Raw genomic sequence first — 26068 nt, forward strand, 5'->3', positions numbered from 1 at the left:
GACAAACCCGGCACACCTCACAGTTGGGGGCTCGAGACCACCGTCCACCGTACTTCGGCGACGATCCTCTCGGCTCGAACCAGGCCGGACCCCCTGAAGTCCGTATCCCAAAGTAGTAGCGCCGACCAGGCCCGGCCACCCCCAAAAAGCAACGGCAGCCGGGCCCGGTTTCACCCCTTCACGCACACGACCTGACGCAGCTTCGCCACGACCTCGACCAGGTCGGCCTGGGCTGCGATGACGCTGTCGATATCCTTGTAGGCACCGGGAATCTCGTCGACAACGCCGGCGTCCTTGCGGGACTCCACGCCCATGGTCTGCGCGACCAGGTCGTCGACCGTGTACAGCTTCTTCGCCTTGGTCCTGCTCATGCGCCTGCCCGCACCGTGCGATGCCGACTGAAACGACTGCGCCGAACCCAGACCACGAACCACATACGACCCCGTGCCCATCGACCCCGGAATCAACCCCAGATCGCCCCGACCGGCGCGGATGGCACCCTTCCGGGTTACGAGCATCTGCTCGCCGTCGATCGTCTCCTCCGCCACGTAGTTGTGATGGCAGGAGATTGGCTCGTCGAAGGCGACACCGCGCTCGGCGAACGACTCGGCGAACGCCCGCATCACCAGCGCGACCATCACCGCCCTGTTGCGCGCGGCGTACTCCTGCGCCCAGGTGAGATCACGCCGGTACGCGTCCATCTGCGGCGTTCCCGCGAGAAACACGGCTAGATCGCGATCGACGAGGCCCTGGTTGTGCGCGAGGCCCTTCGCGATCGAGATGTGCCGCTCGGCGAGTTCCTTGCCGATGTTCCGCGACCCCGAGTGCAGCATCAACCACACCCGATCGTCGTCGGCGAGACACACCTCGATGAAGTGGTTGCCACCGCCGAGTGTGCCCACCTGTCGCATCGCCCGCGACTCCCGCTTATGAACGGCGGGATCAAGCGCGTCGAACCCACGCCAGAACTCGTTCCAGCCCTTTCCAAGACCCAGCAAGCCGACGTCGACGGCAGCGTCGTGCATCGAGAATCCGACCGGCACCGCAGCCTCGATGCGATCACGGATAGGCCGTAGGTCGTCCGGCAGATCGGACGCCGTCACATCGGTGCGCACCGCTGTCATGCCGCAGCCGATATCGACACCTACCGCAGCAGGCGCGACGGCCTGGCGCATGGCGATGACCGAACCGACCGTCGCACCCTTACCCAGGTGCACGTCCGGCAGCACGCGCACGCCGTGCACCCACGGCAGCGACGCGATGTTGCGCAACTGCCGCAGCGCCGCCTCTTCGATCGTCGACTCGTCCGCCCACATCAATGTCGACGCGGCTGCACCTGACAACTCCACCGGAAACATCCGGCTCACTTCCCTTCTCTCGATTCGGTCGACAACAAAAAACACCCCCGGCATAACGCCGGGGGTGCCTCCAGAATGGAACGAAGTCGTCAGACCTCAATACGACGACGGAGACACGGCTGACCGGCGCGAGGCAGTCTGCGATACGTGCTCGGTTGTTTCCGAAACTCGATCATCGTTGTCTCCCTATCCTTCTCGTGTCCGGCACATTCGCTGTCGGGGCTACACGTTACGCACGTCCGACGGGTCCGGCGAGTGATTTACGAGGTCGTGCTGTACCTGCCACCTGTGTGCACGGTATTGAGTCCAGCCGATCAGGCTGAACAGCGTTCCGGGGCTGAGGATGCTCGTTGCCACCACAGCCACGGTGAGTGGCAACGAGTAGACAAGCGCGACGCCGGCGATACCCTCGCCGATCAGCCCGACCGCCCACACCGCGCTCATCCGTCGATGAAGGGAGCGAAAGCTGGGTTCCCGCGCCCAATTGTCGTCGAATTCCGCAGGCCGCCCGGCAATGTCACGTCGGATGCGCGCAATCAGCGGGCGTTGCCACAGCAGCGACACCGCCGCAACCAGACCGATCGATCCGGTGATCGCGAAGTCCTTCGCCAACTCGAGTTGTGGATCGCCGGTGATGACGGCGACCGCGATATCGAGGGCGAATCGGAGCAGGACCATCAATCCGAGCGTGGTGAGCTCCCGCGTCCGGAGGTAGCCGATCGCCAGCACCACAACCGACGTCGCGGCCGCACCGACCAAAGCCCATACCGGCTGCCACCCGATCGCGTGCAGCAGCAGATACACCGCGACGGGGATTATCACGTTCTCTGTCACGGTCCACGCGACGCGGACTGCGCCGTTCATGTCTGGCGAGACCCAATGAGCTTGTGCAGCAATGCATTCAATGTCGCAGCCTCGTCGGCCGACATACCGAGTGCGGACGGTTGATTGAAGGCGCGAACCGAATCTCCTGCCGACGCCAAAGTGCGTCGTCCTTGATCGGTGAGCGTGACGGGCACCGGTCGACCCCGCCCCCCTGGCCCATGCCGCTCCAGCAGACCGCGCTCCACCAGCGTGCCGATCAGCTCGCCCATGCTCTGCGGCCTGATCAGCACCCGCCTGGCCAGCTGGGATTGAGTCAGACCCGGTGTCGCAGCCAGTTGCGCAAGCACTCCGAACTGGACCGGAGTGAGACGATGCTCCGCGAAGATCTCGCCAAAACCTTGCGCCACAGCGTGATAGGCCTGAACCAATGTCCAGGCCGGCAGCGCGGCCAGGTCGTCGGTGGACCATTCGACATCGGGCACAACTCCAAAGTATCAGGTACCTTATTAAATTGCAGGTCCCTGAAACTCAGCGTCGACAGAATCGGTTGTTTCATGAAGGTGATCGTCATCGGAGCCGGGATCGGCGGCCTCACGCTCGCGCACATCCTGCGCGGATTCGGAGTCGATGTTCGTGTCTACGACCGCGACGCGCACGTCGACGACACCGGGGGCTACCGACTGCATCTGAACTCAGCGGCGACGGACGTCCTGCGTCGTCGCCTGTCACCCGAGGCTTTTCGCGCACTGCAGGCCAGCGCGTCGGGCCCGGAGATGTTCCGGCAGTTCACGTTTCTCGATCAAGGCATGCGGCCGCTCATGCGCATTCCACGCAACGAGACCGACGACGGGATGCTGATCGGCCGCATTCCACTGCGCAAGATCCTCGCGTTCGAACTCGGCGAAGAACTACATTTCGGACGCGAGTACACCCGGTTCACCACTGAGGACGACGCGACGATCACCGCACATTTCGCCGACGACAGTGCCGAGAACGCGAACGTCCTGGTCGGCGCCGACGGCGCCCGATCCCTCGTCGCCGAAGCCCTCGCCGACGGGCCGACGGCAAACGAACTGCACGTGTTCGGACTGGCCGGTCGCACTCCCATCACCGATCGCAGTCTGCTCCCGTCGGCCCTCGGTTCCGGTCCGGCGTTCGCGATCGGCCCGAAGGGTCTCGCCGTGTTTCTGTCCTTCCACGATCCGCGCACGTCGGTCGTCGACCCGACCACGTGCTCGGAGGTACCCGCGCATCGCGAGGAGCCGTACCTGCTGTGGGGTGCCGTTCTCGACGAAAAGCTCAGCAGTACAGGCGATCTGCACAGCCACGCCATCGACAGGTTCGCCGGATGGTCCCCACAGCTGCGCCGACTGATCGACGACGCCGACCCGGAATCCATCACGTCGTTCCCCTACCTTGCGAGCGACCCGGACAATCTTCTCCCCTGGCGACCGGGACCGGTCACTGCGCTCGGCGATGCGGTGCACGCGATGCCGCCCACCGGCGGCCGCGGAGCCGCCACCGCGATCCTCGATGCCGAGCACCTCGGCGTGCAGCTCGCGATCGCGGCGAAGGGCACCACCACCCTCGACGCAGCCTTGCGCGAGTATCACCGAATCGTCGTCCCGTACGCCGCCGACGCGATCCGCGATTCGCTACAGCCCCTGAAATGGCGGAGCCGACTCGACAATCCGGTCAGCTATCAGGTGGTCCGCCGCCTACTGCCGATTGCTGATCGGGTCTTACGAATCGTCGACTGATCACGTCGCATCGCCGCTCTCCGGACGACCTGCCGATTCGCTCTGCCCGTTGCGATTTCGCTCATGTCGGTTGTCTCGGACCTCTCCAGAGACATCCGGCTCCGTTGTCGGCAGCGGGATCGGAACGGCGGCGTCCTGCTCGTCGCGTGTCCAACGACGCACCGGCGTGCCGTCCTGGTCGGGAGAGCACGCCGGTTCCCCGCCGTTGGCGATATTTCCGCTCGAATCATCGGTGCTCATAAGCCGTCTCCCGACTACGAGCCTACCGCCCACACTTTGAGCGAATGGGCGTTGTCACCGAAGTAGGGACTGTAGATCTCGAGCGGTTGACCGTTGATCGAGTAGCTGTTTTCGCCGTTGACGTAGTTCGTGGAGCCGAAGCCCAGCGCCCACGGGCCGCCACTGCACCCACCGGTCATGCTGCAGCCGATTCCGACCGTTGCGGGAGATCCGGGGACGGAGCCGTCGTTCGCGTACGCCGCCGTGTCCTGAAACATGCGCTGACCGTTGAAGGGCGCAGCCGCCGGGTAGCCGAGCGAGGTCCACACCTGATTACGATCGAAATTCCAGGCGAAGCCGAGCCAGCCGACCGTCTGACTGAGGGTCCTGCCGTTCAGCGGATCCGCGATCCCGGCACCCATGTCCTCGTACAGACCACCCGGGTTGCCGTGCTGGTACCACGCGAGGCGCGTCGAAAGCTGGCGAACGGCGAACTGCCCGTACGGTGCAGCGCCGTCCTTGTATCCGGGCACGAAGACCATGTTGGTGGACCACCCGGTGGGCTTGTTGTCACCCGCGTGGACGACGTGGCCTGCCGTCCAGATTGCGTTGTTACCGATGGATGCCGCGGAGGCCACCCAGCTGCCACCGTTCTGATTGAAGAACACCTTCCCCACGGTGCAATAGGGATACGTGGTGTAGGGCACCAGCACCTCGTGCTGATTGAACGGCGGCGGATAGCTGTGGCCGGCAGTCGGTTTGGCGTCGGCGATACCGGCCGACGACCCAGGCTCGCCGCCCGCGCTGGTGCTGCCTGACTGCGATGCCGAGTCCAGTTGCTGTTGCAGAAACTCCTCGACCTGCTCTGGAGTCACGTCGGGAATGGGGTAGGGCTCCGCTGCCAGGAAGTCTTCGGTCAACCACTCGGATTGCGCGACCGCTTCTTGCACGGGCGACACGATGTTTCCGGCCGGAACGCCGACCGATCCGTTCGCGGGCTTCTTGGACTCGGGGTGTTCGGACATGGCGATACTCCTTCGGGTATGTGGCTGATTCGGTTGGCACCGAATCGATTTCGAGCATGTCCACTGCCACCGCCGATGTCCTGAGTAACGAGCTACCCAATGTTCGTACGCAACCAGCGCCGCATACCGCGCGCAACGAGAAATTGACTGATTATCAGTCAGTATGCGAAGGTGGTCATATGGCACTCGAACTCGACGGCACACGAATCCTGCTGACCGGCGCCTCCAGCGGCATCGGCCGCGCGCTCGCGATACAACTCGCGGCGCAGGGGGCAACGCTCGCGGTTTCCGCGCGCCGCGTGGAATTGCTCGACTCCCTTGCTGATCGGATCACGGCGGACGGCCATCTCCGGCCGCACGTCCTCGTAGCAGATCTTGCGAAACCCGGTGCAGCGCAATACCTCGGTGAGCGTGCGCTCGCAGCGTTCGGCGGCAGCGTCGACATTCTGATCAACAATGCGGGCACCAGCCTGACCGGCGCTCAGACCAAGGTCAGCGATACCGCAGCCGCCCGATCGGTGTTCGAGACCAATCTGTGGTCGCCATTGGCGCTGACCGCCGCAGTGGTTCCGAGCATGCGCGCTGCCGGTCACGGCACCATCGCCAACGTCACCTCCACTGTGCAAGCAGTGCCGATCCCCCTGCTCGGCTACTACGCGGCATCGAAATCCGCACTCGCGAAGGCAACCCAGTCGCTGCGACTCGAACTTGCCGACACCCCGATTCGCGTACTCGAAGTGGTGCCCGGCAGCACCGAGACCGCCCTGCGCGACATCGATGACCTGCCATGGAAGACAAGTCCGCCAAGGACTTTGCCGCCGATCGCACCCGAATCGATGGCAGCGGCAATCGTCAAAGCGCTCGAGCGCGGCGACACCAGGCTGGTACATCCGGCGTACTCGCGCATCCCGCTCGAACTGCCGGTCTTCGGTCGACTGGTGGCACGGTTCGCCGGTTCCAAGGTCAACACGCTCGACGCGATCCGCTGATGCCGCCGGTGGATCGGCGTCAGCACTTGATCGATACCGCACGCGACCTCTTCATGCGGCGGCCCTACGAGCAGGTCACCACGTCGGAGATAGCCAAGGCCGCCGGCGTCGCATACGGACTGATCGCGCATCATTTCGAGAACAAACGCGGCCTCTACCTCGCCGTCATGTCCGCCATCGCCGACGAGCTACTGGCCAATCGCGATGCCCCCCTTGCCTCCGGCACCCTGCACGACCAGTTGCGCCATGCGCTGACCAACCACATCACGTTCATCGACAAGCACTCGGCCTCGTTCGTCGCGATCATCACGGGTGGACTCGGCGCGGACCCTGACATGCGCGCGATGGTCGACGCGTTGCGGTGGAGCGGTGCGCAACGCATTCTCGACGGACTCGGCCTCGCCGCCCCCATACCGCCCGCTGTCCGGACCACCATGCGCGGCTGGGTCGGCTACCTGGACGAAATGATGATCGACCGAATCACCCACGCCGACATAGCGATCGACTCGCTGGTCGAGCTGGCGGCGGCGAACCTCGTCACGTCACTGCGAACGGCGCTCCAACTCGATAGCACCGGCGTCGCGTCCACGACAGTCGAGATCGTCGAAACGCTCCATCGAGAGCTATGACGTAGGTCACGCGGGCCCGATGTCACGAATCCGCGCCCTGCTTACGTCTTGTGCTGGTCAGCAACTCGCTACGAAGGGCGACCACCATGAAAACACGCATCCTGATTCTCGGCGCCGGCTACGCGGGAATGGCAACGGCGATCAATCTCGCTGCTCGGACCGCACGTCGCGATGATGTGCAACTAACCCTCGTCAACGCCGACGATAGGTTCGTCGAACGTCTCCGCCTGCACCAAACGGCAAGCGGTCAGGTCCTCGACGATCTTCCGATTCCGGAATTGTTGGCGGGCACGCGAATCGAGTTCGTCCGTGGGTGGGTGACGGCCGTCGACCCCGATGCCAAGGCCGTGTGGATCGACGGTCGCGGCGCCCTGACCTACGACACGCTGGTATTCGGAATCGGCAGTCACACCGACACGACCGCAGTGCCGGGCGTCGACGACTACGCGTTCACTCTCGACACTGTCGGCGATGCCGAGCGCCTCGCGACTCGACTGAACAGCCTGGGCACCGGAACCGTGGTGATCGGCGGGAGTGGCCTGACCGGGGTGGAGGTTGCGGCCGAGATTGCCGAGCAACACCCCGAACTCGATGTGGTGTTGCTCGGCAGGCACGCACCTGGATCGATGCTGTCGCCGAAACTGCGCACCTACCTGCAGGGGGCGTTGGATCGCCTAGGAGTGCAGGTCCGCGCAGGTGTCGACGTGGTCAAGGTACTCACCGACTCGGTCGAGCTGGCCGACGGTGACTCCGTCGCCGCCGACGTCGTGCTGTGGACCAGCGGGGTGCGGGTGTCACCGATGGCGGCCGCCGCAGGCTTGGCGGTGGACGAGCACGGTCGAATCGTCACCGACGAGGCGCTGCGATCGATCTCGCATCCCAACGTGTACGCAGTGGGCGACGCCGCGGCCGTCCGTCAAGAATTCGGCGTCCTGCACGGGACCTGCCAGAGCGGCATGCCTACCGGCGTCCATGCTGCGATGGCGATAGCTCGCGAACTGAAAGGCAAGCATCCCAAGCCGTTTCGGTTCGGGTACTACCACGCGCCGATCAGCCTCGGCCGGCACGACGGCGTCGTCCAGTTCACCAAACCGGATGAGAGTCCGCGGCGGATATCGCTGAAGGGCCGTCCCGCGGTCTGGTACAAGGAAACAGTGAGTTCCTCGCCGTGGCCGACGTACGGCCGGATGAAGAAATACCCGCGCTCGGGTTCGATCTGGCCGCATGGCGGCAGGTACACGCGGGCTGCCCGGCGATGAGCGATCCCTTCGAAGACCACAGAAATCTGTTGTTCTCTGTCGCGTACCGCATTCTGGGCACGGCCACCGATGCCGAAGACGCCGTTCAGGATGCGTGGCTGAAGTGGTCGGCCGCAGATCGTTCGCGGGTGAGCGAACCCAAGGCGTATCTGGCTCGAATCGTGTCCAACATTGCGATGGATCGGCTGCGATCGACGCAACGTCAGCGCGAAACCTACATCGGCCCTTGGCTTCCCGAGCCGATTCTCACCTCGAGCGACCTCGCCGACGATGCCACGACAACCGAGTCGGTATCGATGGCAATGCTCGTCGTACTCGAATCTCTCAGTCCGTTGGAGCGCGCGGTGTTCGTGCTGAAAGAGGTGTTCGACTTCAGCTACGGCGAAATCGCCGACGCCATCGACAGTTCGGAGGCCGCGGTCCGGCAGGCAGCGCATCGTGCGCGTGGGCACGTCCAGTCGCGGCGACCTCGCTTCGACTCGGACCGATCACGGCAGAAAGCGGTGATGGAGCGATTTTTCGCCGCAACGACGGGCGGCGACATCAACACACTCATGGAGCTGCTGTCCCCGGACGTCACGCTCTGGACGGACGGCGGCGGCAAGGTGCGCCAAGCCCTGCGTCCGGTGACCGGATCGAGCAAGGTGGCGACCTGGTTCGCCGGGATCGCTCAGCGTCCGTATCAGGGGATCGACTTCGTGGACATGCGCGCGCAGATCGTCGAGATCAACGGCGGTGCAGGAATGGTGTTCAGCGGGGCCGGGCGCGTGATATCCACTGTGACAATCGATCTCGATTCCGACGGACGTATCGTCGGGATTCACAATGTCGCGAATCCCGACAAGTTGCACGCCATCGGAGGCGGTACTACTCACCCGATCGATTGATCACCGAGCCGATGCGTGCATCTCCCAGACGACGATCTCGGCATCGTCCTTTGCGGTCACCCGATATCCGCCGCCTGCGGTGATGCGAGCAGCGTCGCCCTGCGCCAGGTTGCCGTGTCCCTCGAATTCGGCGGCGCCCTTCGCGACGAAGACGTGCAGATAGGGCGCTTCCGGAATCGTGACGGACTGCCCGGCGCCGAGTCGGGCCACATGCATTGCCGCATTGCGGTTTCCGATGGTGACCGAAGTGTCTTCGCGATGCTTCGCCATGCCGGATGCCACGGTCGTCAAGCCGTTGGCTGCCAGGCGGGTGCCCACATCACTCTCTTGATAGCTGGGCGCCACGCCGTTCTCGTCCGGCGGTACCCACATCTGGATCACATGCAGCGGCTTGCGGTCTCGCCAGCCGGACCCGTTCTTCTCGGAATGCATGATCCCACTGCCTGCGCTCATTCGCTGCACCAGGTCGGGGTAGATCACACCGGAGTTCCCGACCGAATCCTGATGGACGACACTGCCCTCGAGCACCCAGGTGACGATCTCCATGTCTCGGTGCTGATGCGTGTCGAAGCCTGCGCCGGAATCGACCACGTCCTCGTTGTGCACCAGCAACAATCCGTGGGCGTTACCTGCGAGATCGAAGTTTCCGGTGGCAGGGAACGACTGCTTCGAGTCGAGCCACTCGTTCCACCAGTGCGCGCGATCGGCGCTGGGGATCACGGTCACGTTGTTCACATGTAGTTTCAACTTCAATTACTTTGTCGATATTCCGCCGCCCAATGCGCACATATATCGATTCCACTCGGGCGATGCGACAACAAGTGCGCATTCGTGCTCAGTCCTGGAGCAACGGCAGCAACTGATCGCCCTGCCGCTCGATCTCCTGCAGGTACGGCGTATCGGACAGCACGAAATGAGTGATGCCGAGATCCTGATACTTGCGCAATGACTTGGCGACATCCTCGGCCGAACCGACCAGCCAGGTGGTGCCTGCACCGCCGCCCCCGAACTTCCCGGGCGCGGTGTAGAGATTGTCGTCGAGCACGTCACCACGCGTCGCCAAGTCCAGAAGTCGCTGCTGCCCGACCGCGGTGCCCTGGAAGGGATTCGCGGGCCGGGTCCCTTGCGTCGTCGCCAATTCGACCACCTTCGCCTCCGCATCGGCCCACGCTTGCTCGGTGGTGTCCCGAACGAAAGTGGTGACACGCAAACCGAATTGCAGGGGCGCATGCTCGCGACCGAGTTGGTTGCTCAGTGCCGTCAGCCTCTCGATTCGCTTGCGCACTCCGTCGAGTGGCTCACCCCAGAACAATTGAACGTCGGCCTCCGTCGCCGCGACCCGTTCCGCCGCCTCGGACGCACCGCCGAAGTAGAGCGTCGGATGCGGGCGATCGCCGCGCGGCGTGATCCGCGGTGTGACCGTCGAGTCGGTGACGTGGAAGTGGTCACCGCGGTAGGTGACGTTCTCCTCCGTCCACAGCTTCCGAACCAGCTGAAGGAACTCTTTCGTTCGCGCGTATCGATCCGCCTGGTCTCCCTCACTGTCACCGTAGGCGCCCAGGTTGTCCTTTCCGGACACGATGTTCACCCGCACCCGACCGTTCGTCAGATGGTCGAGAGTGGCTGCCGCGGAGGCGAAGTGGGCCGGGCTCCAATACCCGGGCCGAACAGCGACGAGCGGCTCGAACGTCGTGGTCCGCGCTGCGAGTGCGGCGGCGACGGTCAGAGTGTCCGGCCGACCCCAGCCGGTGCCGAGCAACGCACCCTTCCACCGGTGCTTCTCGAGCGCCGTGGCCTGCGTGGTCAAGGTATCGAGGCTGTTGTGGTCGGCGACGATGTCGTCACCGCGGTGCCCGGGTGTGACCTGATTCGGTATGTACCAGAGGAATTCGGAGCTCACCGATGCAGTATCGACTGGCCCCTGACCGGTCCACTACCAATCTACTCACGCAGATTTTCAATCGTCAGCGTGGGAAATGCCGTCCCGCTACGACAGGCAGATCCTTCAGCGTCACCACACCCGGCACGGCAGCGACGACGGCGGGTACGGCGTTGGTCACCGGCATTGCTGTGTAGATCATTCCGGCACCCATGAAGCCTTCCTCGTCCCAATCGGCGGGTGGCAGGCAGTGCAGGACGGTCCGCATGTTGGGACGCCCGAATACCTGGATGACGTGACCGTGCCTCAACGGCTTCGGCGGAACCACGTGGTGGCCCATGGTCCAGTTGAAGCCGACGGACACGACGTTGCGATCGCCAACCCACCCGCTGTGGTAGCCGAACACCCCGGCGACCGTGCCCTTCGGGATCCTCATGAACCCCAGGTCGGAATCGTCGGTGGCCGCGGTGAAGGTGACGTCGAAGGTGATCCGGTCCAGCGTCGCTCCGATCGCGTCGGCCATCATCGCGGCCGACTCGGCGAAGACCTCACTCTCCACGCGGACACTCTCGGCCAGACCTTCGGTGTCGGGTGACTTGCCGAATCCCATGGCGGACTGCGTTTCTGCCGATTCATACGTGGAGCAATCGACGGATTCGGTGATCCGGATCTCGTCGACCCGTTCGCACGCGCCGCTGAGCACCATCGCAACCATATTGGTGATGCCAGGGTGCGCACCGCTGCCGAACATCGTCGACCGGCCGCGGCGGCATGCCTCCGCAATGCGCTGTTGGTCGGCCTCGGTCTGCTTACCGCCGGTGATCCACGCCGCGCTGCTCACCACATTGATGCCCGCCGACAGCAGCGTCTCCAGCGCGTCGATGTCGGGCCACAGCGGGTTGTAGCAGCACGCATCCGGAGCCAAGGCCACCACCGCGTCGATGTCGTCGGTTGCCGTGATGCCAGTCGGCTCCGGCCAATCGCACAGGTCGGCCGCGTCCACCCCGACCTTGTTCGCACCGTGCGCATAGACACCGACCAGCTCCAGGTCCGGTCGAGCCAGAATCGCGTGCAGCGAGCGCTTGCCGATGTTGCCAGTGGTCCACTGGATCACGCGCAGCGGACGATCGGCGGTCGAAGTCGTCATCACGAAAAGATAGAACACGTTCCAGTTCTTTGGAAGCTCCAGTGCACGGAAATCCGATATCGACTCGAGCAGATTTAAAGGTCGCGATCCCCGACTGGCCGCCCATTTCCGCAGCTAGTCAGTTCTTGACGATGCCGGGCCACGTACACCGACGCATCCAGCAGGCCCTCGCAGTTCGCGACCGAGCGGTACGTTCACCCTTCTGCACGATCGGCCTGTGAATGTCGGATCGCCGGCACCCAGCGCTGGCCGCGAGAGGGAGTTTCATGCATATCTGGAATTACCTTCACGGGCGAGGTGAATTTCTCGCGTTCCTGACGTATCAGCATGCGTCGCTTGCCTTTCAGACCGTGTTGGTCGGAACGATCGTCGCCGTGATCATCGCGGTACTGGTGTACCGCCTGCCCGTCTTCTCTGCGCTGACCCTCACCACGAGCCGAGTCGCGTTGACCATTCCGTCGCTCGCACTGCTGGCGCTGCTGATCGTTCCGTTCGGCTTGGGCGTCATACCGTCGTTCCTCATGCTGGCGTTCTTCGCAGCAATGCCGGTGATCGGCAACGCGATCGTGGGACTACGCGCGGTCCCCGACTCGGTCATCGAATCGGCGAAGGGAATCGGGTTGTCGCGGCGCCGCATCCTCTTCTCGGTATCGCTGCCCATGGCATGGCCCGTAATACTCACCGGCATTCGGGTGTCGACGCAGATGATCGTCGGTGTCGCCGCGATCGTCGCCTACGTGCTTGGCCCCGGCCTCGGGTCGTTGATCTTCAACGGCCTCTCCCGATTGGGTGGCACCAATTCCGTCGAAATGGCCGTGACAGGAACCGTTCTCATCGTCGTCATCGCCTTGGTGTTCGACGCCCTGCTCGTCCTTCTCGGGCGCCTCACCATTGCAAAGGGACTGTGATGACCGACAATTCCGCTACTGCCGACCGAAATGTGTCGGGTGTGTCCATCCGTCTCGACGGTGTGGTGAAGCAGTACAAGGGAACGGCGAAGCCTGCCGTGCAGAAGATCGATCTGGACATCGAAGCGGGCCACATCGTTGCCTTCGTCGGACCGTCAGGGTGCGGTAAGACGACCACGTTGAAGATGATCAACAGGCTCATCGAACCCACGCAGGGTCGACTCTTCATCGGCGACCGTGACGTCACCGGCGAAGATCCGGACAAGCTGCGGCAGTCGATCGGCTATGTCATCCAGGCGGGCGGACTGTTCCCACACTGGTCGGTGAGCAAGAACATCGGCGCCATCCCCCGCGTTCTCGGCTGGGACAAACAACGCATAGCCGAGCGAACCGAGTACCTCCTCGACCTGGTGGGCCTCGACGCCGACACGTTCCGCGACCGCTTGCCCAAGGACATGTCCGGCGGCCAGCAACAGCGTGTCGGTGTCGCACGAGCCCTCGCCGCCGATCCACCCGTTCTGTTGATGGACGAACCGTTCAGCGCAGTCGATCCGATCACCCGAGTACGCTTGCAGGACAGCCTCATTGCGATTCAGCACGAGGTCGCGAAGACCATCGTCATCGTCACACACGATTTCGAGGAAGCGACCAAGCTCGGCGACAAGGTGCTCATCCTTTCCGAGGGCGGCAAAATCGAGCAGTACGCGACGCCGGAAGAGATCCTTGCAAAGCCTGCCAACCCCTTCGTCGAAGAATTCATCGGATCGGGTGCCACGCTTGCTCACCTGACACTCACCAGGGTCAGGGACGTCGAACACAATCCGGTGGTGACCGCGCGGGTCGGCGACTCGTCGCAAGAAGTCATCGGCCGGGCGAAGGCGCAGGGTGCGACGTGGGTCGCGGTCGTCGACAGCCAGGGCCGTCCGCAGTCGTGGCCGTCGCTCGACGAGGTGGCGACGAAGGAACGCATCTCCGACTATGTCGACGAACGCCTTCCGACGGTGGCGCCGTCGTCGACGCTCAACGACGCACTCGACTCCATGCTCGCCGCCAGCCAGGGCGGGGTCCTCGTCACCGACAGCCGAGGCGCGGTAACCGGTGCGCTCACCGTCGCGACCGTCATGTCCGTCATTCGTGGACAACTCTCGGATGCCCGAGCCGACGACGAGCAGGTTTCGTACAGCGCTCACACCGAGGGCACGGCATGAACCGACTGCGACGCACACCGATCGACGTATGGTTCGAGCCGCTCATCATTCTGATTCTCGGAATCGGATACATCGCGTGGTATCGATCGACCACGCTGACATCCACCGAACAGGCATCGCTGGGCTGGGACAACCTACGCTCGACGATCATCGACCACATCATCTTGACGCTGACCGCGACAGCGATCGTCGTGCTGATTGCCATCCCGCTGGGCATCCTGCTCACACGGGAGAAGGCGAAACGGCTCAAGCCGTTCGTCATCAACATCGCCAACGTCGGCCAAGCCGCACCCGCTGTCGGTCTGATCGTGTTGCTGACGATGTGGCTGGGCACCGGATTCCGCACTGCCGTAATAGGACTCGTTGTCTACGCCATTCTGCCGATCTTGCAGAACACCATCATCGGCATCGATCAGGTAGACAAGCGAACGATCGAAGCATCTCGCGGAATCGGCTACTCCGGAGCGCGCACACTGCTGCAGGTGGAGTTGCCGCTCGCAGTTCCCGTGATCCTCAACGGTGTTCGGACCGCTCTGGTGATCCTGGTCGGGACGGCCACGCTGAGCACCTTCATCGGTGCCACCAGCTTGGGCACGCTCATCACCACCGGCGTGACGCTGTTCTTGCCGAAGCTGCTCATCTCGGGTGCCATCTTGGTCGGGCTCCTGGCTTTGACGATCGATTGGCTCGGCCGACTGGTCGAACTGGTCGCAACACCGCGAGGAGTGGCATGAGGCGCCTGCGGCTGGCTGCGGCGATTGCCGTCGCCGCGAGCACCTTGGCAAGCTGCGGCCTGGTCAGCTCGTCGGGCACGTTCCACAGTGCGTCGCTGCCCGGCGGCGATCGACCGCTCGCAGGTGCGTCGCTCGTGGTCACGTCGAAGAGCTTCACCGAAGGGGTGCTGCTCGGGAAGATCAGCGCGACATATCTTGCGGCAGCAGGCGCCAAGGTCACCGACCTCACCGGCGCTCCGGGATCAGCCTCGTCGCGCCAGGCGCAACTCAACGGTGACGCCGACATTCTGTGGGAATACACGGGCACCGGCTGGGTGAACTATCACAACGAAACCGAGACCATCGCAGATCCGAAAGAGCTGTGGCAGAAGGTCCACGACATCGAGCTGAAAGAAAACAACCTCGACTGGCTGCCGCCTGCGAACTTCAACGACACCTATGCTTTTGCGGCATCCTCGCCGACTGCGCAACGCTTGGGCGTCACAACGATGTCCGACGTCGCGAAATTGCCCGTCGCCGACCGCACTTTCTGCGTGGACGACGAGTTCTTCAGCCGTGCAGACGGATTCGTGCCGATGTTGAAGACATACGGGATTCCGCTCAACGCGCCCGACGGCGTCCCGTCCGGCAACGTGACAAGAATGGATGCCGGTGTGGTCTACACCTCCACCGAGCGCAGCGCACCCTGCAACTTCGGCATGGTCTACACCACGGACGGTCGCGTGAAGAACCTGAACCTGAAAGTCCTCGACGACGATCGGAAGTTCTTCCTGCCCTACAGCGGCACCGCGGTCGTGCGGGACGAAATCCTGAAGAAGTACCCCAAGGTTGCCGACCTGCTGGGAGTCGTCTCGTCGCACCTGACCGACGACTTGATGCAGGAACTGAACGGGCGCGTCGACATCAAGGGCGAGGACCCGTCGGACGTCGCATACGACTGGCTGAAGAGCGAGAAGCTGGTTAACTGACCGAATGCCCAACGCCTACCAGGCGCCACTGCATTGCGGCGCAACACTTCCGGTTGTTGCGCGCGCGGTGTTGGCCAACCGTGCCCAGATCGATCGTCCTGGCCGCGCCTGGTTGGGGGCTGCCGCCAGCTTGGCGATCGCTCCGTGGCGCGCGACAGAACGTGTGGCCGTGCGACGGCGCTTGGATCGTGTGCACGTGCAGCCGCCCATCATCGTGGTCGGGCATTGGCGATCTGGCACGACGTACCTGCACGAGTTGCTGTCGCAGGACCCCCGTTTCGGCTTCGTCTCTGGTCTGCAAGCCTTCCACCCGTCCACGAGTGTGCTCGGACGGCACACGGCGGCGCGAATGGCCGAGCGTCTTGCACCGCCCAATCGGCCGCTCGACAACATGGCCGCGGGCCCTCGCCACCCGCAAGAAGACGAGTTCGCCGTTGCCGCACTGACGTACGCGAGCTTCTACCACGCAATCCCGTTTCGTCGGCGCGAGCTCGAACTGTTCGACCGCTTCGGATCGTTCGAAACCGCACGCCCGCAAGACATCGCGAACTTCGCCGCAGCATGGCGTTCGGTGTTGGAAAAGGCGACGCTGCTGTCGGACGGTCGGCGGCTGGTTCTCAAGAACCCTGTCGCGATGGCTCGAATGCCGTTGTTGCGCAAGCTTGCTCCCGGTGCGCGATTCGTGCACATACACCGCCATCCCTACGAGGTGCTGCCCTCGGCAGTCCACGCTGCTCGCGTGTCCAACGACTATTGGGGCCTGCAGAAGATCGACGACGGCGAATTGCGGGCCGGCGTGGTTGCCCTCTATCGCCGCGCGGTGCACAAGTACTTCGAGGACCGGAAAGACTTCGCCGACAACGAGGTGGTCGACCTCTCCTTCGACGACCTCCTTGCCGACCCGCACAGTCAGCTGCAACACATCTACGACACGCTGGACCTCGGCCCCTACGAGCCTGCACAATCCTCCATCGCACAGCATGTCTCGTCACAGCGCACCTACCGACGCAACGACTACGCCTTGACTCAGCACGATCGAGAGCTGGTTGCCCGCGAATGGGGATTTGCCGCACAAGCGTGGGGTTACCCGCTCTGAACTGACGAAACGGCGCGGTAGCGATCGCCGTGGATATCGTGGCTTATGTCCGTTTCTCGTCGCCAGCTGTTCCGCATCGGTGCGGGCGGATCGGCGGCGGTGCTGGTGGGGGCGGCTGCGGTGGGCAGCGGGCAGCTGCCGCCGCCACGGTGGCGAGGCAACGACCCCTTCGCTTGGGGGTGGCGTCGGGCGATCCGTCGCCTGACGGCATCGTCCTGTGGACCCGACTGGCGCCGGATCCCCTGCTGCCGGACGGGCACGGCGGGATGAACTGGGATCCGGTGACCGTCGAATACGAAGTCGCACACGACGAGCGGTTCACCCGAGTGGCGGCCCGCGGATCGGCTGTCGCCACCCGCGAATTGGCGCACAGTGTGCACCCGGAGGTCTATGGCTTGGAACCGGATCGGTGGTACTTCTATCGATTTCGCGCGGGCTCGGCGATCTCACCCGTGGGTCGAACCCGCACAGCGCCCGCCCCGGGACAGCCGACGCCGCGCATGCGGTTCGCGTTCGCCTCCTGTCAGTCGTGGAGCTCGGGGTACTGCACGGCGTACGAGCACATGAGCCGGGAAGATCTCGACCTGGTGGTTCACCTGGGTGACTACATCTACGAGGGTGGGTGGCGACGCGGCCGCGAGGGCATGTCGATGGGGGTGGACAGCGTCGAGGCCGTCGATCTCCGGAGCTACCGGTTGAAGTACGCGCAGTACAAGGCCGAGCAGCCGCTGCGTGACGCCCACGCGGCTTTCCCGTGGATCGTGACAATGGACGATCACGAGGTCGACAACAACTGGGCTGTCTACTCGCCGGGATTGGGTATCGATATCTATCTGATCCCGGCGCTGTTTCGCCGACGGCGGGCCGCCGCATTCCAGGCTCTCTACGAGCATCAACCGCTGCGGATTGCACAGCTGCCGTCCGGAGCGAGTATGCGACTGCACCGTCGCTACCGCTTCGGCGATCTCGCGGACATCACGATGCTCGACACCCGCCAGTACCGTGACCCGCAGGCCTGCGGTGACGACGTTTCCGCGACCTGCACCGAGCGGTTCGATCCCGATCGCACGATCCTCGGTGCACAGCAACGGGATTGGCTGCTCGACGGATTCACGGACTCTCCTGCACGTTGGCAGATCATCGGCAATCAGGTGGCGATGGGCCAGGCCGACAACGACCCCGGTCCCGACGTCGTGCTCTCCTCCGATGCCTGGGACGGCTACGTTGCCGATCGCAACGCGGTGCTGGGCGCCGCAGTCGATCGCAATGTCCGGAACCTGGTGGTGCTCACCGGCGATCGACACCAGAACATCGTCTCCGACCTACGCAGCGACTACGCCGATCCGCGATCACCGCTGGTAGCACCAGAATTCACGGTCACCTCGATCACCACCGGTGGCGACGGCGCCGACATGAACGACACCGGACGGCGCCTGCTGGCCGCCAATGAGGACATGAAGTTCTTCAATGCCCAGCGTGGGTACGCGCGTGTCGAGCTGGATCATCGGTTGTGGCGCACAGATTTTCGTGTCGTCCCCTACATCGGCAGACCCGGTGCGCAGATCGATACTCGGGCCGGTTTCGTCGTCGAAGATGGATCGCCGAGCGCTACACAGCTGTAGGTGCCCCTGGAATTCGGGGGTCGCACATCGGAACAATCATCATAAAGTGGACAAATGGCCCTCAAAAACGCGCTGGTGTCCACCGCAGTCATCGCACTCGTCGGAGGCGCGACGTGCGTCGCGACCGCAGGCACCGCGAGTGCCGCCGATCCGTGCATTCTCGGAACGACAAACACCGGCATTCGATCCTGCGCAACCACCTCCACCGGATACCGGCAGGTGTTCACGCTCGGTAACGGCATCTGCGCGGGAATGATCACGACTCAGGGAACCGCATACGACGGCCCACGCGACAAGTACGCGGACATACCCGGAGCATCACATGCCATCGAATTGACCATCTCGCAAGGCTTTACACCACTGGGCCCGTTTCTTCCGCCGATCCTCAACTGCGACGTGACCGCAATCTACGACTGGCACAACGCCGATACCGGTCAGAGTGGATCGGTGAGCCGCTTCGTTCCTGCGAACCTGTCGAGCACGTCGAGGGTCGTCGTCACCGCCGTCACCGGACCGGGACGCGTCCAACTCACCATGCGCACCGATCACCCCAACATCCCCGTGACACTCGACGTCGTCGTGCCCTAGCGCTCGTTGTTCACGCAGCTCTCGCTGTTCATGCCTGTGCGCGCCATTGTCGAGGACTCGCCCCGAATCGCCGCAGGAACCACCGCGAGAAATTGCTCGGCGACGACAACCCCAACAACTCGGCAACTTCGCCGAGCGAATGCCGTTGCCCCGCAACCAGGTGTCTGGCCAGCTCGGCTCGTGCATCGTCGAGCACTCCTGTGAACGTAGCGCCGTCCGCGGCGAGACGGCGATGAACGGTGCGTCGGTCGACGCCCATGCTGATAGCGATCTGCTCGACCGAGCACCGTCCAGTCGGAAGAAGCATCTCGATCAGCTCACGGACGCGCCCGACGGTGTCGATCTGTCGATCGGTAGCCGGTGGCAGCACCTGCTGGATGTACGCCCGCAGCTGTGGGTCGGCCATGGCGTTGGGCCGGTCGAGGTCGGCCTCGTACAGGACCACTCCGTTGAAATCGTGGTCGTAGCGCAGGGACCCCGGAAACATCCGCCGCGCGGTAGTGCCGTCGGCGGGCTCCGGATGTCCGAAACACACAGCCAACGGCCGCCATTCCGGCCCGAGCAGCGCGCGCAGCAGCCCGTGCAGTACCCCGACCGCGAGATCGATCGACTGGTTGTCGGGTTGCACGGTGCCGAGGTCGAGTTCGACTCGCGCGGAAGCGATTCCGTCCATCGTGGTCACACGGGTATGAAGTGCCTCGTTGTACATGTTCTCGTGGCGAACCAGCACCTGAAGCGCGCTACGCACATCGGGTTCTTCGCGCAGCACCAAGCTGAGCGGACCGAGATGCGAGAGTCGTCGCAGCTCCGCGAGGCGTAGGCCGAGGTCTGCCCGACCTGTCTGCGCCGCCGTCCGCTCCAGCAGGTCCACGACCGCCGACGCGGGCACCCACCTGTCTTGCAGTCGAACTCCGGCCGGGTCCAGCCCCGCGGAGCGCAACAGCGCGGCGGAATCGACACCCAAAGCGGCCGTGAGTTCCACGTAGTTGGCCAGCGAGGCATATCGCGCCAGCGGCTTCACCACACCCCCCAGAGGTGACCCGCGTCACCTGTGCGTTCCGATTTGAATAGAAACTTGTCCCGACAAGAACAGTTTAAGCCTTCTTGCCTTCGTAGTGTCATCTGCATCACAAAGTCCGGCCACGTCGGTCGGGCAGGCAGGAAAGGACACACAGTGGCAACGCAGCTGGACGCCAAGGCAATCCGCTTCTACGAGACCGGCGGGCCGGAGGTGCTCCATTGGGAGAGCGTGGCGGTCGACGAACCCGGCCCCGGCGAGGTTCGGGTCCGACACGAAGCCGTTGGATTGAACTTCGCCGACACCTACTTTCGCACCGGCCTCTACCCGTCGCCTCTGCCCGCAGGTATGGGCGTCGAGGCTTCGGGCGTCATCGAGTCGGCTGGTCCGGGCGTCGTCGATTTCGCCGCCGGTGATCGAGTCACCTACACCGGTAGCCCGCTGGGTGCGTACAGCACCGCGCGAGTCATGCCTGCCGAGCACCTGATCGCCCTGCCCGACGCCATCGAGTTCGAGACAGCGGCGGCGATGACAATGCGCGGCCTGACAGCCGCATACCTGATGCGCCGGATCCACTCCTATCGCGACGGGGACACCATTTTGCTGCACGCTGCAGCGGGAGGCGTCGGCCTGATCGTCACGCAGTGGGCAAAGCTGCTGGGCCTCAACGTGATCGGCACCGTATCCACCGAGGCGAAGGCCGAGATCGCCCGCGCCCACGGCTGCGACCACGTTATCCGCTACCGCGACGAGGACGTGGCGGCGCGAGTACGCGAACTCACCGACGGCAAGGGTGTGCCCGTCGTGCTGGACAGCATCGGCGCAACCACCTTTGCTACGTCGCTGGACTCCCTTGCCCGCCGCGGTCTGCTGGTGTGCTTCGGCACTGCGTCCGGCCCCATCCCGCCGATCGACGCCATGCAGCTCGCGATCAAGGGTTCAGTGTTCGTCACCCGGCCCGCCCTCGCCGACTACATCGCCGATCCGGCAGAGCGCGCCGAACTGGCAGGCGAACTGTTCGATCACGTCGCCGCAGGCCGCATCGCGATCGACATCAACCAGCGCTACGAACTCGCCGACGCCGTACGCGCACACACCGAACTCGAAGCCGGCACCAGCGTCGGCTCGTCCGTACTCACCGTCTGACCCGAGAACTGGAACCACCATGACCACAACAACTTTCGCCCCGGCGACCGAACTCATCCGCGCCGAGCGCCTGACCGCCAACCTCGGGGCCGAACTGTTCGACGTCGATCTCGCCGAGGTCGCCCGCGACGACGCCCTGTTCGCCGAATTTCACGCTCTTCTCTTGCGGCACAAGGTGCTCTTCGTGCGCGATCAGCCGATCAGCCGTGCCGACCACGTCGCACTTGCCGAGAGGTTCGGCACCTTGGAAGACCATCCCGTACTGGGCTGCGACCCAGACCACCCCGGCCTCGTGCGCATCTACAAAGACCTCGACAGCCCACCCGAGCACTACGAGAACGCCTTTCACTGCGACGCCACCTGGCGGCAGAACCCGCCCATGGGATCGGTGCTGCGCTGCGTCGAGGGCCCCGCGGTCGGCGGCGACACGATTTGGGTCGACATGGTCGCCGCCTACGAGCGCCTGCCCGAGAACGTCAAGGAGCGCATCGCGGGCCTGCGTGCACGGCACAGCATCGAGTCCACCTTCGGTGCGGCCATGCCGCCGGAGCGGCGTGCGGAACTCCACCAGCGGTTCCCCGACGCCGAGCACCCGGTGGTGCGCATTCATCCCGAGACCGGCGAGAAGGCGCTCTTCGTCAACTCGTTCACCACCCACTTCACCAATTTCCACACGCCCGAGAACGTGCGCTTCGGCATCGACTACGCCCCTGGCGCAGCGGATCTCCTGCAGTACCTGATCAGCCAGGCAACCATCCCCGAGTTCCAGGTGCGGTGGCGCTGGACCCCGAACAGCTTCGCCATCTGGGACAACCGCCACACCCAGCACTACGCGGTGCAGGACTACTTCCCCGGCGTTCGCCGGATGGAACGCGCGGGCATCGCAGGCGATCGACCTTTCTGACCCCAACCAGCTCGATCTTGTTACAGCTCAACACAACACACAAGGAGAATCCCATGCATTTCCACGACGACGCCCTGTTCCCCGAGGTTCAGGACAAGCTGGTCATCACCTGCGCGCCGTACGGCCCCGAGTGGGAGCTCGACGACTTCCGCGAAGACCTGCCCCTCACCATCGAGGAGCACGTTCAGCAGGCTGTCGATTGCTACGAAGCCGGCGCCACGGTGCTGCACATCCACGTTCGTGAGCTGGACGGCCATGGCAGCAAACGGCTTTCGAAGTTCAACGAGCTGCTCGCAGGGCTCCGTGAGGCAGTGCCGGACATGATCCTTCAGGTCGGCGGCTCCATCTCGTTCGCGCCCGAAGGCGACGGTAAAGATGCCAAGTGGCTCTCCGACGACACCCGGCACATGCTGGCCGAGCTGGACCCGAAGCCGGACCAAGTCACCATTGCCATCAACACCAGCCAGATGAACATCATGGAGCTGATGACCGAGGACGACATCGCGGGAACGTCCATGACCCGCCCGGAGCTGTCCGACACCTACCGCGAGATGACGGTGCCCGCAGGACCGGCATGGGTCGAGGAGCACCTGCGTCGGCTCACCGCAGCGGGCATCCAGCCGCATTTCCAGCTGTCGTCGATTCCGCAGCTGGAAACTGTCGAACGCCTGATCCGCCGTGGCAAGTACATGGGCCCCTTCAACGTGACCTGGGTGGGCATCGGCGGAGGCTTCGACGGCCCGAACCCGTACAACATCATGGAATTCGTCAAGCGCGTTCCCGACGGCGCGATCCTCACGCTGGAGACGCTGATGCGCTCCGTGCTGCCGGTGAACGCGATGGCCATCGCGATGGGCCTGCACGCCCGGTGTGGCAACGAGGACACGATCTGGGGCCGTAAGGGCGAGAAGATCAAGTCGGTCGATCAGGTCAAGCAGCTCGTGCGGATCGCTCAGGAGCTCGGCCGCGAAGTGGCCGATGGCAAGGAAGCCCGCGACATCTACCGGATCGGCGAGCAGTACTCCAGCGTCGACGAGACACTCGCCAAGCTGGGCTACGCGCCGAACCGCGTGCTCGGCCAGGTCGGCTTCACCGGTCACGCCTAGCAAGGACGACGAAACAACATGATTGCCATCACCTCGTCGGTGGAAGAATCCATCGGGGCACCGACCGCCGGGACCTCGTCGTCCCGGCGGCGGCTCTACCCCTGGATCGTCTTCGGCCTCGCATTCGCATTGTTGTTGTCGGACTACATGTCTCGACAAGTGCTCAGCGCCGTGTTCCCGTTCCTCAAGGCCGACTGGTCGTTGACCGACTCGCAACTCGCGTCGCTCACCTCCGTCGTCGCACTGATGGTCGGGTTGCTCACCCTGCCGATTTCGATCCTGGCCGACAGGTGGGGGCGGGTGCGCAGCCTGGTCCTGATGGCCGTCCTCTGGAGCGTCGCCACCCTGGCGTGCGCCCTCGCAGGCGGGTACGAGCACATGCTCATCGCCCGTTTCATGGTCGGCGTCGGCGAAGCTGCGTACGGCAGCGTCGGAATTGCGCTGGTGCTCAGCGTCTTTGCGCCTCAAGTGCACGCCGCACTGGCAGGCGCCTTCATGGCGGGCGGGTCGTTCGGCTCGGTGGTCGGTGTGAGCTTGGGCGGCGTGATCGCCACCCAACTCGGCTGGCGCTGGTCGTTCGCGGCGATGGCGGTGCTCGGCCTGTTGCTGGCAGCGGCGTTCAAGGTGCTGATCACCGAACGCCGTCTTGCGAAGTACCAGGTGCGACGACCCGACGGCGGCGTGGTGGTCCGACGGGCACCGTTCTCCAGCCTGTTCACGAATCCGGCGGTGATGTGCGCCTACGTCGGCGGCGGCCTGCAGATGTTCATGGCGGCAGTGATGCTCGCGTGGCTGCCGAGCTTCTTCAATCGCACCTACGATTACCCACCAGCCCGCGCCGCGGTGGTCGCATCCGTGTTTGTTCTGCTGATCGCCACGGGAATGATCGGATGCGGCTACATCGCAGATCGGCTGAGCCGTAACGACATCACCGGAAAATGGACTGTCGGAATCGGTTACTGCGCAATCGGGTTCGTCTGCCTCATGGCGGCGTTCCGACTCGACACCGGAGCGGGTCAGTTGGCGCTGCTCGCCATCGGAGCGTTCTTCTCCGCAGGGTCCTCCGGCACTACCGCAGCGATGGTCGCGGGGCTGACCCACCAGTCGGTGCAGGCCTCCGGGATGGGCACTCTGACGCTGGCCAACAATCTGCTCGGTCTGGCACTGGGCCCGATGGTCGTGGGCATTCTCGCGGACCATCTCGGCCTGCTCGGCGCACTGCAGTGGGCACCGCTCGCGTACCTGCCCGCCGCTGCGGCGATGCTGCTCGGCAAGCGCCTGCATCCGCGCGGGCTGGCAAAGCTTCAGACCTTGGACGCCGCAACAACTATCAAATCCGACGAGGAATCATGAACGACTCGAAGGTCACCGTGGTGATCGTGCCCGGCCTACGCGACCACGTCGCCGACCATTGGCAGACCCACCTTGCCGACCAGCTCGAACACACCGTTACCGTCCCGCCCCTCGAACACGACAAGCTCAGCCGCGCCGCACGGGTAGCAGCACTCGACGAGGTGGTGAACTCGATAGACGGCCCGATCGTGCTGGTGGCGCACAGCGCAGGTGTCATCACCACAGTGCACTGGGCGCAGCAGTCGACCCGACCGATAGTGGGCGCGCTGTTGGCGACGCCTGCCGACCTGGAACAGCCCCTGCCGCATGGGTATCCGACCGCCGATCAACTCGACGACGCAGGCTGGACTCCTATTCCGCGGCGACGTCTCCCCTTTCCCAGCATCGTCGCTGCCAGCAGCAACGATCCGCTCGGAAGCTCGCGGCGGATTGCGGGTATGGCCGAAGCCTGGGGCAGCCGCCTGGTTTCGCTCGGTCCGGTCGGGCACCTGAATCCTGCTGCAGGATATGGCCGTTGGCCGCAGGCCAAGGATCTGGTGCAGGATCTGATCGCTGCTCGCGAGCAGGTTGCGCTGTGACCCGAACGTTCGCAACCGCCGCCGATGCTGTTGCCGATATCTCGGACGGCGCTTCGGTGGCAGTGGGTGGCTTCGGATTGTGCGGCATCCCTGACGTGCTGATCGCCGCCATCGCCGCGGGTACCGCCTGCGACTTGCAGGTGGTCTCCAACAACTGCGGCACCGATGGCTACGGCCTCGGGCTGCTGTTGGCGCAGAAGCGGATCCGGCGGGTCGTCGCATCGTACGTCGGTGAGAACGCCGAGTTCGCGCGCCAATACCTTTCCGGAGAACTGGAGGTGGAGCTGACACCACAGGGCACCCTTGCCGAGAAGCTTCGCGCGGGCGGCGTCGGGGTGCCCGCTTTCTTCACGCCCGCCGGAGTCGGCACCCCGATCGCCGAGGGCGGACTCCCCTGGCGCTATCGCCCCGACGGATCGGTGGCGCTGGCCTCGCCACCGAAAGAGATCCGCGAGTACGGCGGGCGGCGCCACGTGCTCGAGGAATCGATCACGACCGACTACGCCCTGGTCCACGCTCTCGTCGGCGACACCGCCGGCAATCTCGTATTCGACAAAGCAGCACGGAATTTCAACCCGCTTGCTGCCATGGCGGGTCGGATCTGCATCGCCCAGGTGGAGAAGCTCGTACCGATCGGCGAACTCGACCCGGGACAGGTCCATCTGCCAGGCGTGTTCGTCGATCGCATCGTGCACACCGGCGTGCAGGACAAGCAGATCGAAAAGCGCACCGTCACAGCACGAAAGACATCTCACGAAGCTAAATGTCAAGCCGCGAGCTCGGAAGGAGGTGGAAACGCCTGATGTTCGTCGTAGAGCCGGCCGGTTTGCAGGCAGTGGTGCAGCTGGCCGAGGAACTTGTT

The 26068-nt window shown here is 64.3% G+C and carries 26 protein-coding genes and 1 pseudogene; 18 read left to right on the forward strand and 9 right to left on the reverse strand.

Translation table 11 applies throughout. The annotated features are described in order from the left end of the window. Positions 1–170: 170 nt before the first annotated feature. The 3 genes from FOY51_RS26180 to FOY51_RS26190 all read right to left on the reverse strand — a co-directional run bounded on the left by FOY51_RS26180 (position 171) and on the right by FOY51_RS26190 (position 2665). Positions 171–1358 carry an RtcB family protein gene (locus tag FOY51_RS26180; RefSeq protein ID WP_149433230.1) on the reverse strand — a complete coding sequence of 396 codons (1188 nt, stop codon included), beginning with the start codon at positions 1356–1358 and terminating at the stop codon, positions 171–173. Between the two features lie 222 nt (positions 1359–1580). Beyond that, a complete protein-coding gene (locus tag FOY51_RS26185; RefSeq protein WP_149433207.1) occupies positions 1581–2222 on the reverse strand; it encodes a VC0807 family protein in 642 nt (213 codons plus the stop codon). Further along, the gene (locus tag FOY51_RS26190; RefSeq protein WP_149433208.1) at positions 2219–2665 is read right to left on the reverse strand and encodes a MarR family winged helix-turn-helix transcriptional regulator; all 447 of its coding nucleotides are present in this window, start codon (positions 2663–2665) and stop codon (positions 2219–2221) included. The genes FOY51_RS26185 and FOY51_RS26190 overlap by 4 nt, the downstream gene beginning before the upstream one ends. Positions 2666–2737: 72 nt before the next feature. Here FOY51_RS26190 and FOY51_RS26195 point away from each other — a divergent pair, with 72 nt between their 5' ends. Next, positions 2738–3943: an FAD-dependent oxidoreductase gene (locus tag FOY51_RS26195; protein WP_187776484.1), complete on the forward strand. Its 1206-nt coding sequence runs from the start codon at positions 2738–2740 to the stop codon at positions 3941–3943. Here FOY51_RS26195 and FOY51_RS26200 read toward each other — a convergent pair whose 3' ends face one another. Both FOY51_RS26200 and FOY51_RS26205 read right to left on the reverse strand, forming a co-directional pair. After that, the gene (locus FOY51_RS26200) at positions 3944–4183 is read right to left on the reverse strand and encodes a hypothetical protein (protein ID WP_149433210.1); all 240 of its coding nucleotides are present in this window, start codon (positions 4181–4183) and stop codon (positions 3944–3946) included. 14 nt (positions 4184–4197) lie between these two features. Further along, positions 4198–5187, reverse strand: coding sequence for a trypsin-like serine peptidase (locus tag FOY51_RS26205; protein WP_149433211.1), 990 nt, complete (start codon positions 5185–5187; stop codon positions 4198–4200). A gap of 179 nt (positions 5188–5366) precedes the next feature. Here FOY51_RS26205 and FOY51_RS26210 point away from each other — a divergent pair, with 179 nt between their 5' ends. From FOY51_RS26210 to FOY51_RS26225, 4 genes are all read left to right on the forward strand, one after another. Next, positions 5367–6176, forward strand: a complete 810-nt coding sequence (locus FOY51_RS26210) for an SDR family NAD(P)-dependent oxidoreductase (RefSeq protein ID WP_149433212.1) — start codon at positions 5367–5369, stop codon at positions 6174–6176. Next, positions 6176–6805 (forward strand): TetR/AcrR family transcriptional regulator, encoded by a 630-nt coding sequence (locus FOY51_RS26215; protein ID WP_149433213.1) that lies wholly within the window; start codon positions 6176–6178, stop codon positions 6803–6805. The genes FOY51_RS26210 and FOY51_RS26215 overlap by 1 nt, the downstream gene beginning before the upstream one ends. Positions 6806–6891: 86 nt before the next feature. Further along, a complete protein-coding gene (locus tag FOY51_RS26220) occupies positions 6892–8064 on the forward strand; it encodes an NAD(P)/FAD-dependent oxidoreductase (protein WP_149433214.1) in 1173 nt (390 codons plus the stop codon). Beyond that, entirely contained in the window at positions 8061–8951 is an 891-nt protein-coding gene (locus tag FOY51_RS26225; RefSeq protein WP_149433215.1) for an RNA polymerase sigma-70 factor, read from the forward strand. Before FOY51_RS26220 ends, FOY51_RS26225 begins: the two co-directional genes overlap by 4 nt. On the opposite strand, the gene FOY51_RS26230 is transcribed toward FOY51_RS26225, so the two are convergent. From FOY51_RS26230 to FOY51_RS26240, 3 genes are all read right to left on the reverse strand, one after another. Beyond that, positions 8952–9698: a pirin family protein gene (locus FOY51_RS26230; RefSeq protein WP_149433231.1), complete on the reverse strand. Its 747-nt coding sequence runs from the start codon at positions 9696–9698 to the stop codon at positions 8952–8954. It lies immediately after the preceding gene. Positions 9699–9786: 88 nt separating this feature from the next. Continuing rightward, complete coding sequence (locus tag FOY51_RS26235; RefSeq protein ID WP_149433216.1) at positions 9787–10851, reverse strand: LLM class flavin-dependent oxidoreductase; 1065 nt, start codon at positions 10849–10851, stop codon at positions 9787–9789. 64 nt (positions 10852–10915) lie between these two features. Then, positions 10916–11977 (reverse strand): NAD(P)H-dependent amine dehydrogenase family protein, encoded by a 1062-nt coding sequence (locus FOY51_RS26240; protein WP_149433217.1) that lies wholly within the window; start codon positions 11975–11977, stop codon positions 10916–10918. Positions 11978–12243: 266 nt separating this feature from the next. Between FOY51_RS26240 and FOY51_RS26245 the strand changes: the two genes are divergently transcribed. From FOY51_RS26245 to FOY51_RS27750, 7 genes and pseudogenes are all read left to right on the forward strand, one after another. Next, complete coding sequence (locus FOY51_RS26245) at positions 12244–12885, forward strand: ABC transporter permease (protein WP_149433218.1); 642 nt, start codon at positions 12244–12246, stop codon at positions 12883–12885. Next, positions 12885–14093: an ATP-binding cassette domain-containing protein gene (locus FOY51_RS26250; protein ID WP_149433219.1), complete on the forward strand. Its 1209-nt coding sequence runs from the start codon at positions 12885–12887 to the stop codon at positions 14091–14093. The genes FOY51_RS26245 and FOY51_RS26250 overlap by 1 nt, the downstream gene beginning before the upstream one ends. Then, positions 14090–14827, forward strand: coding sequence for an ABC transporter permease (locus tag FOY51_RS26255; RefSeq protein ID WP_149433220.1), 738 nt, complete (start codon positions 14090–14092; stop codon positions 14825–14827). Before FOY51_RS26250 ends, FOY51_RS26255 begins: the two co-directional genes overlap by 4 nt. Continuing rightward, positions 14824–15795, forward strand: coding sequence for a glycine betaine ABC transporter substrate-binding protein (locus FOY51_RS26260; RefSeq protein WP_149433221.1), 972 nt, complete (start codon positions 14824–14826; stop codon positions 15793–15795). Before FOY51_RS26255 ends, FOY51_RS26260 begins: the two co-directional genes overlap by 4 nt. Before the next feature lie 4 nt (positions 15796–15799). Next, on the forward strand, positions 15800–16891 hold the full coding sequence (locus tag FOY51_RS26265; RefSeq protein WP_149433222.1) for a sulfotransferase family protein: 1092 nt from the start codon (positions 15800–15802) through the stop codon (positions 16889–16891). A gap of 45 nt (positions 16892–16936) precedes the next feature. Beyond that, a pseudogene (locus tag FOY51_RS26270) lies at positions 16937–18513 on the forward strand (alkaline phosphatase D family protein). A gap of 54 nt (positions 18514–18567) precedes the next feature. Further along, positions 18568–19101 (forward strand): hypothetical protein, encoded by a 534-nt coding sequence (locus FOY51_RS27750; protein WP_235916789.1) that lies wholly within the window; start codon positions 18568–18570, stop codon positions 19099–19101. 28 nt (positions 19102–19129) lie between these two features. Here FOY51_RS27750 and FOY51_RS26280 read toward each other — a convergent pair whose 3' ends face one another. Next, a complete protein-coding gene (locus FOY51_RS26280) occupies positions 19130–20122 on the reverse strand; it encodes an AraC family transcriptional regulator (protein WP_149433223.1) in 993 nt (330 codons plus the stop codon). A 153-nt stretch (positions 20123–20275) separates the two neighbouring features. On the opposite strand from FOY51_RS26280, the gene FOY51_RS26285 reads away from it, so the two are divergent. From FOY51_RS26285 to FOY51_RS26310, 6 genes are read left to right on the forward strand one after another with little or no spacing between them, the layout of a single operon-like run. Then, positions 20276–21265 (forward strand): quinone oxidoreductase family protein, encoded by a 990-nt coding sequence (locus FOY51_RS26285; protein ID WP_149433224.1) that lies wholly within the window; start codon positions 20276–20278, stop codon positions 21263–21265. A gap of 19 nt (positions 21266–21284) precedes the next feature. Then, positions 21285–22169, forward strand: a complete 885-nt coding sequence (locus FOY51_RS26290; protein ID WP_149433225.1) for a TauD/TfdA dioxygenase family protein — start codon at positions 21285–21287, stop codon at positions 22167–22169. Between the two features lie 53 nt (positions 22170–22222). Continuing rightward, positions 22223–23275, forward strand: a complete 1053-nt coding sequence (locus FOY51_RS26295) for a beta-keto acid cleavage family enzyme (RefSeq protein ID WP_149433226.1) — start codon at positions 22223–22225, stop codon at positions 23273–23275. Between the two features lie 18 nt (positions 23276–23293). After that, complete coding sequence (locus tag FOY51_RS26300) at positions 23294–24628, forward strand: MFS transporter (protein ID WP_149433227.1); 1335 nt, start codon at positions 23294–23296, stop codon at positions 24626–24628. Continuing rightward, entirely contained in the window at positions 24625–25206 is a 582-nt protein-coding gene (locus FOY51_RS26305) for an RBBP9/YdeN family alpha/beta hydrolase (RefSeq protein WP_149433228.1), read from the forward strand. Before FOY51_RS26300 ends, FOY51_RS26305 begins: the two co-directional genes overlap by 4 nt. After that, positions 25203–26009 (forward strand): CoA transferase subunit A, encoded by an 807-nt coding sequence (locus tag FOY51_RS26310; protein ID WP_149433229.1) that lies wholly within the window; start codon positions 25203–25205, stop codon positions 26007–26009. Before FOY51_RS26305 ends, FOY51_RS26310 begins: the two co-directional genes overlap by 4 nt. Positions 26010–26068: the final 59 nt, after the last annotated feature.

The sequence above is a fragment of the Antrihabitans cavernicola genome (assembly GCF_008297975.1).
In the GTDB taxonomy this organism is placed as follows: Bacteria; Actinomycetota; Actinomycetes; order Mycobacteriales; family Mycobacteriaceae; genus Antrihabitans; species Antrihabitans cavernicola.